Raw genomic sequence first — 9040 nt, 5'->3', positions numbered from 1 at the left:
ACCATATCCGGTGAGGAGTTATTTTAATTTGGTAACAAAAAATGCCGTATTTATGCGGTCTGTGGCGTTTCGCAAACGCCTAGAATATACTATTATTAGGAGGAGTTTTTCATAATGAACCAACAAAAAGACATTATAAGAGATGCCAGGGTTTTGGGCACGCCGAAAATGCTGCTGCTTGGTCTGCAGCATATGTTCGCTATGTTCGGAGCGACAATTCTTGTACCGATTCTGGTAAACAGCTATTTTCAGAGTACCTCACAGGTATTGTCTGTACAGGTGACATTGTTCTGTGCAGGATTCGGTACCTTGTTTTTCCATCTGTGTACCAAATTTAAGGTTCCTGCTTTTCTGGGATCTTCATTTGCTTTTCTGGGAGGCTTTTCCAGCGTTGCGGCACTGGATACCGGGATATTTGCCAATATGGCAGATAAAGAAAAACTGCAGTATGCGTGTGGCGGAATTGTCGTGGCAGGATTGTTGTATCTGATCCTTGCACTGATCATCCGGTGCGTTGGCGTAAAACGTGTGATGCGTTTCCTTCCACCGGTGGTAACCGGCCCGATCATTATCTGTATCGGACTGAGCCTTGCACCGTCTGCGGTCAGCAATGCATCCACAAACTGGCTCATTGCAATTGTGGCACTGGCGGTCATCATTATTTTCAATATCTGGGGAAAAGGAATGTTCAAGATTATTCCGATTCTTCTCGGTGTAGTGATTTCGTATGTGTTTGCACTGGTTCTGCAGGGACTTGGTTTTACGAATCCGGACGGATCTGTTATTTTAAATTTTTCCGGCGTTTCCTCGGCGGCTGTTGTCGGACTTCCACCGTTTATCCTGCCGAAATTTAATCTTACAGCGATTCTTATCATGGCACCGATCGCCATTGCGACCATGATGGAGCATATCGGAGATATTTCCGCGATTTCTGCAACGGTAGGACAGAACTTTATTGAGGACCCGGGATTGCATCGTACCCTGATCGGTGATGGAATTGCAACTTCCATTTCTGCAATGATCGGAGGACCCGCAAATACAACCTATGGAGAGAACACAGGCGTTCTGGAGTTGTCCCGTGTACATGATCCGAAGGTTGTCCGTCTTGCGGCATGTTATGCGATCGTTTTAAGTTTTATCCCGAAAGTAGCAGAGATTATTGCTTCGATGCCGGCATCCATTATTGGCGGTGTCAGCTTTATTCTTTACGGTATGATTTCTGCTATCGGTGTAAGAAATGTGGTTGAAAACCATGTGGATTTCACCAAGTCCAGAAACCTCATTATTGCAGGTGTGATCTTAGTTTCCGGTCTCGGATTCTCAGATGGACTGACCTTTACGATCGGAAGCACTTCCATTACCCTGACATCCCTTGCCATCGCAGCGATTGCCGGAATCGTGCTCAATGCGATTCTGCCGGGAAATGATTATGCATTTGGAAAAGACCCGGAAGGAGATGCATCTCGCGGTGTGGATCTGCGTCCGCATGAGCTGGAACAGGAACTGAAAAATCAGAAATAGAATGTTTATCCAAGAAGTGCAATGCCAAAGACGGCGAGAAACAGATTTTTGACCAGCCAGTTGAGCAGTACAATGGCAAGCGCGATCCACAGATAAATATCACGATAATGCATCCCGATGGCAAGACGCCCGCGGGATGCTTTTTCTATGGTCTGGGACAGCATAAACCAGCCGAAAAAGACAGCGGTATACACAACAATCGGATGGTAAAAGAAAGAGCGCACAATATGTCCGTGCAGCAGGGCATGAATTGCGCGTGTGCCGCCGCATCCGGGACAGTAGTACCCGGTCAGATTGTGCAGGACACAGCCATCCGGAGGGAATATCCACAGGAAATAACCGTTTTTCCATGCAAGTCCGAGCACGAGTGCGAGAATAAGACACACCCAGCCGATGATATAAAAAGAAAAATCTAAAGTTTTGTCCGTGCGTAATATATTTGAAATCTTCATGGAAATTATGTTAGCAAATGGATGGGAAAAAGTCCAGCCGGTGTTGACATTTTCGGACAATGTGAATATAATAACGATGAAAAATAAAGAAGGAATTCTTCGGGGCAGGGTGCTGCGGATGACGCATATTCCCGACCGACGGTATAGTCCGTGAACTGCTTTTTGCAGCCGAACCGGTGAGATTCCGGTACCGACAGTATAGTCTGGATGAGAGAAGAAAAAGTGCAAATTAATGTTTGCACTGTTGACTGTATGCTAGAAAAAGAACCCCGATAGAGAAATCTATCGGTTTTTTATTTTCTGATCATATATGCAGGCAACACTCCTCTGGAATTCCATTGATTCTGAAAGGAGAGTTCGTATGAGTGAACAGACAAAGACAGCAGTAAAACAGGGAGGCATGAATACAAAAGTACGCTATATTACGGTTACGGCGATGCTTTCTGCCGTAGCGTTCGTGCTTATGTATCTGGAGATTGCCATTCCGATCATGCCATCATTTATCAAATTTGATTTTTCGGATCTGCCGGCACTACTTGGAAGCTTTGCGCTCGGACCAGTGTGTGGGGTATTGATCTGTCTGATCAAGAACGTTCTCCATCTGGCATTTTCAAACAGTATGTTTGTTGGAGAACTTTCCAATTTTATTCTCGGAGCCGTGTTTGTGGCAATTGCAGGTAATATCTACAAACATAAAAAGACCAAAAAGAGTGCAGTAGTCAGTGGTCTGGTTGCAGCATTGGTCATGGGAATAGTCAGTGTGTTTTCCAATTATTTTGTGGTTTACCCGGTATATTACAAGGCTGGTATGGCAGAGGAAGCCATCCTGCAGATGTATCAGGCGATTGCACCATCCATGAAAAGTGTACTGCAGTGCCTGATCTGCTTTAATCTTCCATTTACAATTGTAAAAGGACTGATTGCAGTTGTCATCTGTATGCTGATTTACAAACCGTTATCTCCAGTTTTAAAGGGACGTTTAAGTGAATACTAAATGGTTTTGGGAGCACCCGTGGGGTGCTCCTTTTTTTTCTCTTTTCTTTTGTTTGGAAAATTGTTATAATATGATACAACGTAATGGTTTTCTGTGTGATACGCAGAAAGCCTTATCATTTATTTTGGATAGGAGAAGAAGGCATGAAAGCGTCATTTGATGTTACATTATCACCCAAAGACCTGTATCGGTTTAATATGTACCAGACGTATACCGGGTTTCAGGGATGGAGTTCCATTGCGCTTGGAATTCTTGGATTTGTTATGGCTGGAATCAGTTTTCAGAATGGAAAAACATCTTACACCCTGCTCTATATTGCAGTAGGATTTTTGTTTCTTCTTTATATCCCGGTTGCACTGTGGTTTCGTGCGAAGGAGACCCTGAAGACAAACAAGGTGCTTGCCGGCACACTGCATTATGAAATTACAGAGAAAAATATTCATGTATCCCAGGGAAAAGAAACTGGGGATATGGAGTGGCAGGCAATTTATAAGATTGTAGCGAATGCAAAGCAGATTTTAATCTACAGCAATCGGAAAAGCGCATATATTATTCCTATGGAGCAGATTGGAGATCAGTATGCAGCGTTCCGGACACTTGCAGAACAGAAACTGGAAAAATATAAACTCAGAATGAAGGCGTAGAGGCAGTATGCAGGATAAAAAAGTTATGGAATTTGAAACTTTTTCCCCGGAGGAAACTTTAGAACTCGGTAGAAAACTGGCAAGAGAGGCACGGCCCGGGGATGTATATACACTTGTCGGAGACCTGGGAGTCGGCAAGACGGTTTTTACACAGGGAATCGCACAGGGACTTGGAATTGAAGAACCGATCTGCAGCCCGACATTTACCATTGTCCAGGTATATGAAGAGGGGCGGATGCCGTTTTATCATTTTGACGTCTATCGTATCGGGGATATCGAGGAGATGGACGAGATCGGATATGAGGACTATTTTTACGGTGAGGGTCTGACGATGATTGAATGGGCCAATCTGATTGAAGAGATATTGCCGGATCATTACCGGGAGATCACCATTGAAAAAGACCTGGAAAAAGGTTTCGACTACAGAAAAATAACAATTTTAGACAGATAGAGGACAGAATATGAAAATACTAGCGTTGGACAGTTCAGGACTGGTGGCAGGGGTTGCGGTCACGGAAGACGACAATCTGCTGGGAGAATATACCATCAATTATAAAAAAACACATTCACAGACACTTCTTCCAATGTTGGATGAAGTAGCAAAAATGATAGAACTTGATCTGAATACGATTGATGTGATTGCAGTGTCCGCAGGACCTGGATCTTTTACGGGACTCAGGATCGGCTCTGCAACGGCCAAGGGACTCGCTCTTGCCCTGAACAAACAGATTGTTTCCGTGCCGACGGTGGATGCCCTGGCATATAATCTGTGGGGGTGCAGGGAGCAGGTGTGCCCACTTATGGATGCGCGCCGGCAGCAGGCCTATACCGGACTGTATACTTTCTCCGATTGGCAGATGCAGACACTTCTTCCACAGTGTGCGGCAGGAATCGATGAAATTACCGCAAAGATCAATGAAAGTGGAAAGAAAACCGTATTTTTGGGCGATGGTGTGCCGGTTTTTGCCGATTACCTGAAAGAAAATTTACAGGTACCATACCTGTTTGCACCTGCACATTGCAATAAGCAGCGTGCGGCATGTGTTGCGGTACTCGGCGGCATTTTATACCGTCAGGGAAAGGCTGAGGATGCAGCTGCACACAAGCCGGATTATCTGCGCCTGTCGCAGGCGGAAAGAGAACGCCAGGAAAAGGCAAGGGATTTTCGCATATGAGAATACGGCAGATGACCGCGGAAGACATTCCGGCTGTTGCACAAATTGAAAAAGAATGTTTTTCCCAGCCGTGGAGTGAACAGGGATTTCTGGATGGAATGAAAGATGCCATATTTTTCGTGGCGGAAGATCCTCAGATCGCAGGTTATATTGGCATGTACCGGATGCCGCCGGAGGGAGAGATTACCAATGTGGCAGTGACACGGAAAATGCGTAAAAAAGGCTGTGGAAGAGAGCTTCTTCTTAGGATGCAGCAATGGGCAGATGAACATGGAATTGACCGGATCGTACTTGAAGTACGTTCCGGAAATGAGCCGGCGATACACTTATACCGGACATGTGGATTTGAAAAAATTGGAGTGCGAAAAAATTTTTATCAGTTTCCCAGAGAGGATGCAGATATTATGGAGTGGAAACGATTATGTTAGATGTATGTTTGTTAGGAACTGCAGGAATGATGCCGCTGCCGTACCGGTGGCTGACATCACTTATGCTCAGATATAATGGGAGTAGTCTGCTGATCGATTGCGGTGAGGGAACCCAGATTGCAATCAAAGAGGCGGGACTTAGCTTTAAACCGATCGATATTCTCTGCGTGACACATTTTCACGCGGATCATATCAGCGGTCTTCCGGGGCTTCTTCTGACGATGGGAAATGCGGAGAGAACAGAACCGCTTACGATCATCGGGCCAAAAGGACTCACACGTGTCGTGACGGCACTGCGGACAATTGCACCGGAACTTCCATTTGAGATCAATTGTATAGAACTGACACAGTCGGAAGAATCTTTTTCTATCCAGGGATATGACATTCATGCGTTCCGTGTAAAGCACAATGTCATTTGTTACGGATATTCGGTGGAAATCCATCGTGCGGGACGTTTTTCGGTGGAGCGTGCCAGAGAACAGAATGTTCCGATGAAATTATGGAGCCGCCTGCAGAAAGGGGAGACCATCGAGCAGGATGGTGTGATCTATGAGCCACAGATGGTACTCGGACCGGCAAGAAAAGGTCTGAAAGTGACGTATTGTACAGACAGCCGTCCGCTGGATACCATTGTAAACGCTGCAAAAGAATCGGATTTATTTATCTGTGAAGGCATGTATGCAGAAAAAGAAAAGTTAAATAAGGCAAAACAGTACAAACATATGACGTTTTATGAGGCCGCAGATATGGCGAAGCGTGCAGAAGTTAAAGAACTGTGGCTGACCCATTTTTCTCCGTCTCTGGTAAGGGCGGAGGATTATATGCCACAGGTGCGGGATATTTTCGCAAATGCATACCTTGGCAAAGATGGAAAGAGTGTGGAATTAACATTTGAGGAGGAATAGGCGTATGAAGAAAGTTGGGATTACCGTTGTAGCAGCAGTATGTGTTGTTTTATTGTGCGTGGGATTTTATTTCATGAAAAACAGCGATGGTTCACAGGCATCGAAAGAAAATCTGACGGTGGTTCAGAGAATCAATGAAAAAAATTTGACGGATGATTATCCGAAAACTCCGCGCGCAGTGATTAAACTGTATAACCAGATCATTACCAGTTATTATTCCGGAAATTATACGGATGATGAGTTCGACAAGCTGATTGATCAGGCGCGTATGCTTTTTGATCAGGATCTTGCCGATAACAATTCCAAGGATGATTACAAGAAGTCGGTGGAGACGAGCATTGCGGATTACAAGAACCGTTCCTTTAAGATCCGTCAGACCAATGTATGTGACAGCGATGATGTAAAATACCTGACGGATGACAGCAACGGGGATAAACTGGCATATGTCACAGCTTCTTATTTTACGGAAGAAAATAAAAAGTTTGATAAAACCTACCAGATGTATGTGCTTAGAAAAGACGATAACGGAGACTGGAAAATCCGTACATTTTATAAAATCAAGGGGAATTCGACAGAGGAAGAATAAAAATGAGTGACACAGAACAGACTATAAAAATACTTGCAATTGAAAGCTCTTGTGATGAAACTGCTGCGGCAGTTGTAGTGAATGGCCGGGATATGCGTTCGAATGTAATTTCTTCACAGATTGCTCTCCATACATTATATGGAGGGGTTGTACCGGAGATCGCATCGAGAAAGCATATTGAAAAGATCAATCAGGTAATCGCACAGGCACTTTCGGATGCAGATATGACATTACAGGATATGGATGCGATTGGTGTGACTTACGGGCCGGGGCTGGTTGGTGCACTGCTGGTTGGCGTGGCAGAGGCCAAGGCGATCAGCTATGCTGCGAACATTCCGCTGGTAGGGGTACATCATATAGAAGGACATATCAGCGCAAATTATATTGAAAATCCTGATCTGAAGCCACCGTTTTTATGTCTTGTGGTCTCCGGAGGGCATACGCACCTTGTGAAAGTGACGGATTACGGAACGTATGAAATCCTCGGACGGACCAGGGATGATGCGGCAGGAGAAGCATTTGATAAAGTGGCACGCGCAATCGGGCTGGGATATCCGGGAGGACCAAAAATTGAAAAAGTTTCCCATGAAGGAGATCCGAAGGCAATTTCCTTTCCGCGGGCAAAGATTGCAGATGGGGTATATGATTTCAGTTTCAGTGGATTAAAGTCTGCGGTGCTGAATTATCTGAACGGATGCAGGATGAAAAATCTTCCAATTAATCAGGCGGATGTTGCAGCATCATTCCAGCAGTCGGTGACGGATGTGCTGGTGGATCATGCGCGGCATGCAATTCGCGAATATCATATGGACAGTTTTGCAATTGCCGGCGGAGTTGCATCCAACGGAGTAATCCGTGCGGCCATGGAACAGATGTGCCGTGAAGAAGGGGTGAAATTTTATCATCCTTCGCCGATTCTGTGCACCGATAACGCGGCGATGATAGGTGCTGCAGCATATTATGACTTTATTGCGGGAAAACGTGCAGGGCTGGATTTGAACGCTGTTCCGAATCTGAAATTGGGAGAATGACCAGATGGAAAACAGGAAACGCTATACAGCGATCGTACTTGCGGCAGGCAGTGGAAGAAGAATGCAAAGTGATACACCCAAACAGTTTATGGAACTGTGTGGACATCCGCTGGTCTATTACAGTCTGTATGCATTTGAAAAGAGTCCGGTAGATGATATTATACTGGTAACAGGAAAAGATGATGTTTCCTATTGCAGAAAAGAAATTGTAGAGGCTTGTGATTTCAGAAAAGTCCGCGCGGTGATTCCGGGCGGTAAAGAACGTTATCTGTCAGTATATGAAGGATTAAAAGCAGCTGCGGGCACCGACTATGTTCTGATCCATGATGGGGCACGTCCGATGATTGATGAAACGGAAATCCGGTTGTCCATGCGTGCCGTAGAAGAGGAGCATGCATGTGTGATTGGTGTACCGGTAAAAGATACGATCAAAGTGGGAAATGCAAAACATTATGCTGTGGATACACCGGACAGAAGCTGTCTGTGGGCGGTACAGACACCACAGAGCTTTTCTTATGAACTTTTAATGGAAGCATATGGGGAAATGTGGCAGGCAGCAGAATCCGGCGAAAGGATCACGGATGATGCAATGATTGTGGAACGGTTTACCGGTCATAAAGTCAAGCTTGTTCAGGGAAAATACGAGAATATCAAGGTCACAACACCGGAAGATTTGTTAATTGCAGAAGTTTTTTTAAAAAAAGCAAAAAAAATGAAAAATTGTTATTGACATAAAGAGCCGGGGATGGTAATATATGTCTTGCGCTGATTCAGATGAACAGCGAAAACAGAATACGGAGAGGTATCGAAGTGGTCATAACGAGGCGGTCTTGAAAACCGTTTGTCCGCAAGGGCACATGGGTTCGAATCCCATCCTCTCCGCTAGGCGGTTGAGCCGTTTGAAAAAGAATTCGAAAGAATTCTTTTTCTGTGTCAATATCATGACTTCTCGGGAGAGAAAATGATTTGAGCAGCTATATGGAGAAGTACCCAAGCTGGCCGAAGGGACACCCCTGGAAAGGGTGCAGGTCGTTAACAGCGGCGCGAGGGTTCAAATCCCTCCTTCTCCGCTTTGAATCAAATAAAAAGATTCAAAAAGTTGTTGACAAAAAGCGACAGACATGATAAGATATCAGAGTTGCCGCGAAAGAACGACAACAAAGAAAAATAAAAAAGTTGTTGACAACGACTTGTAAACATGATAAAATATACAAGCTGTTGAAAATAACAACAACGAACATTGATAACTGAACAGTGAAAAACCTTGAAAGATTTTGAGAATAATTCAAGAACGCTTCTATAAA

The 9040-nt window shown here is 44.7% G+C and carries 11 protein-coding genes, 2 tRNA genes and 1 riboswitch; of the genes, 12 read left to right on the top strand and 1 reads right to left on the bottom strand.

Translation table 11 applies throughout. The features are described from left to right. Positions 1 to 114: 114 nt before the first annotated feature. Complete coding sequence (locus tag M72_RS10085) at positions 115 to 1521, top strand: uracil-xanthine permease family protein (protein WP_022044887.1); 1407 nt, start codon at positions 115 to 117, stop codon at positions 1519 to 1521. A 5-nt stretch (positions 1522 to 1526) separates the two neighbouring features. Here the strand turns inward: M72_RS10085 and M72_RS10080 are convergent, their stop codons facing one another. After that, entirely contained in the window at positions 1527 to 1973 is a 447-nt protein-coding gene (locus M72_RS10080) for a DUF2752 domain-containing protein (RefSeq protein WP_055068131.1), read from the bottom strand. A gap of 91 nt (positions 1974 to 2064) precedes the next feature. After that, positions 2065 to 2196, top strand: a riboswitch (FMN riboswitch). A gap of 138 nt (positions 2197 to 2334) precedes the next feature. Here M72_RS10080 and M72_RS10075 point away from each other — a divergent pair. From M72_RS10075 to M72_RS10025, 11 genes are all read left to right on the top strand, one after another. Then, entirely contained in the window at positions 2335 to 2967 is a 633-nt protein-coding gene (locus tag M72_RS10075; protein WP_022044817.1) for an ECF transporter S component, read from the top strand. Between the two features lie 143 nt (positions 2968 to 3110). After that, positions 3111 to 3611, top strand: coding sequence for a YcxB family protein (locus M72_RS10070; protein ID WP_022044816.1), 501 nt, complete (start codon positions 3111 to 3113; stop codon positions 3609 to 3611). A 25-nt stretch (positions 3612 to 3636) separates the two neighbouring features. Then, positions 3637 to 4062, top strand: coding sequence for a tRNA (adenosine(37)-N6)-threonylcarbamoyltransferase complex ATPase subunit type 1 TsaE (tsaE, locus tag M72_RS10065; RefSeq protein ID WP_055068132.1), 426 nt, complete (start codon positions 3637 to 3639; stop codon positions 4060 to 4062). A gap of 10 nt (positions 4063 to 4072) precedes the next feature. After that, positions 4073 to 4786, top strand: coding sequence for a tRNA (adenosine(37)-N6)-threonylcarbamoyltransferase complex dimerization subunit type 1 TsaB (gene tsaB, locus M72_RS10060; protein WP_055068130.1), 714 nt, complete (start codon positions 4073 to 4075; stop codon positions 4784 to 4786). Beyond that, positions 4783 to 5214 carry a ribosomal protein S18-alanine N-acetyltransferase gene (gene rimI, locus M72_RS10055; RefSeq protein ID WP_055068129.1) on the top strand — a complete coding sequence of 144 codons (432 nt, stop codon included), beginning with the start codon at positions 4783 to 4785 and terminating at the stop codon, positions 5212 to 5214. Before tsaB ends, rimI begins: the two co-directional genes overlap by 4 nt. Further along, positions 5208 to 6119, top strand: a complete 912-nt coding sequence (locus M72_RS10050) for a ribonuclease Z (protein ID WP_055068128.1) — start codon at positions 5208 to 5210, stop codon at positions 6117 to 6119. Before rimI ends, M72_RS10050 begins: the two co-directional genes overlap by 7 nt. Before the next feature lie 4 nt (positions 6120 to 6123). Then, complete coding sequence (locus M72_RS10045; RefSeq protein ID WP_022044811.1) at positions 6124 to 6705, top strand: DUF6715 family protein; 582 nt, start codon at positions 6124 to 6126, stop codon at positions 6703 to 6705. Between the two features lie 2 nt (positions 6706 to 6707). After that, positions 6708 to 7736, top strand: coding sequence for a tRNA (adenosine(37)-N6)-threonylcarbamoyltransferase complex transferase subunit TsaD (gene tsaD / locus M72_RS10040; protein ID WP_022044810.1), 1029 nt, complete (start codon positions 6708 to 6710; stop codon positions 7734 to 7736). Positions 7737 to 7740: 4 nt separating this feature from the next. Next, on the top strand, positions 7741 to 8466 hold the full coding sequence (ispD, locus tag M72_RS10035; protein ID WP_022044809.1) for a 2-C-methyl-D-erythritol 4-phosphate cytidylyltransferase: 726 nt from the start codon (positions 7741 to 7743) through the stop codon (positions 8464 to 8466). 66 nt (positions 8467 to 8532) lie between these two features. After that, positions 8533 to 8618 (top strand) — tRNA-Ser (locus tag M72_RS10030). Positions 8619 to 8716: 98 nt separating this feature from the next. After that, positions 8717 to 8806 (top strand) — tRNA-Ser (locus tag M72_RS10025). The last annotated feature ends 234 nt before the right edge of the window (positions 8807 to 9040 follow it).

The sequence above is a fragment of the Roseburia faecis genome (assembly GCF_001406815.1).
Taxonomy (GTDB): domain Bacteria; phylum Bacillota; class Clostridia; order Lachnospirales; family Lachnospiraceae; genus Roseburia; species Roseburia faecis.
This window is presented reverse-complemented; position numbering and strand designations above follow the sequence as displayed.

Coding starts and splice junctions, on each gene's coding strand:
- M72_RS10085 (WP_022044887.1), top strand. CDS start 115: ATGAACCAACAAAAAGACATTATAAGAGATGCCAGGGTTTTGGGCACG.
- M72_RS10080 (WP_055068131.1), bottom strand. CDS start 1,973: ATGAAGATTTCAAATATATTACGCACGGACAAAACTTTAGATTTTTCT.
- M72_RS10075 (WP_022044817.1), top strand. CDS start 2,335: ATGAGTGAACAGACAAAGACAGCAGTAAAACAGGGAGGCATGAATACA.
- M72_RS10070 (WP_022044816.1), top strand. CDS start 3,111: ATGAAAGCGTCATTTGATGTTACATTATCACCCAAAGACCTGTATCGG.
- tsaE (WP_055068132.1), top strand. CDS start 3,637: ATGGAATTTGAAACTTTTTCCCCGGAGGAAACTTTAGAACTCGGTAGA.
- tsaB (WP_055068130.1), top strand. CDS start 4,073: ATGAAAATACTAGCGTTGGACAGTTCAGGACTGGTGGCAGGGGTTGCG.
- rimI (WP_055068129.1), top strand. CDS start 4,783: ATGAGAATACGGCAGATGACCGCGGAAGACATTCCGGCTGTTGCACAA.
- M72_RS10050 (WP_055068128.1), top strand. CDS start 5,208: ATGTTAGATGTATGTTTGTTAGGAACTGCAGGAATGATGCCGCTGCCG.
- M72_RS10045 (WP_022044811.1), top strand. CDS start 6,124: ATGAAGAAAGTTGGGATTACCGTTGTAGCAGCAGTATGTGTTGTTTTA.
- tsaD (WP_022044810.1), top strand. CDS start 6,708: ATGAGTGACACAGAACAGACTATAAAAATACTTGCAATTGAAAGCTCT.
- ispD (WP_022044809.1), top strand. CDS start 7,741: ATGGAAAACAGGAAACGCTATACAGCGATCGTACTTGCGGCAGGCAGT.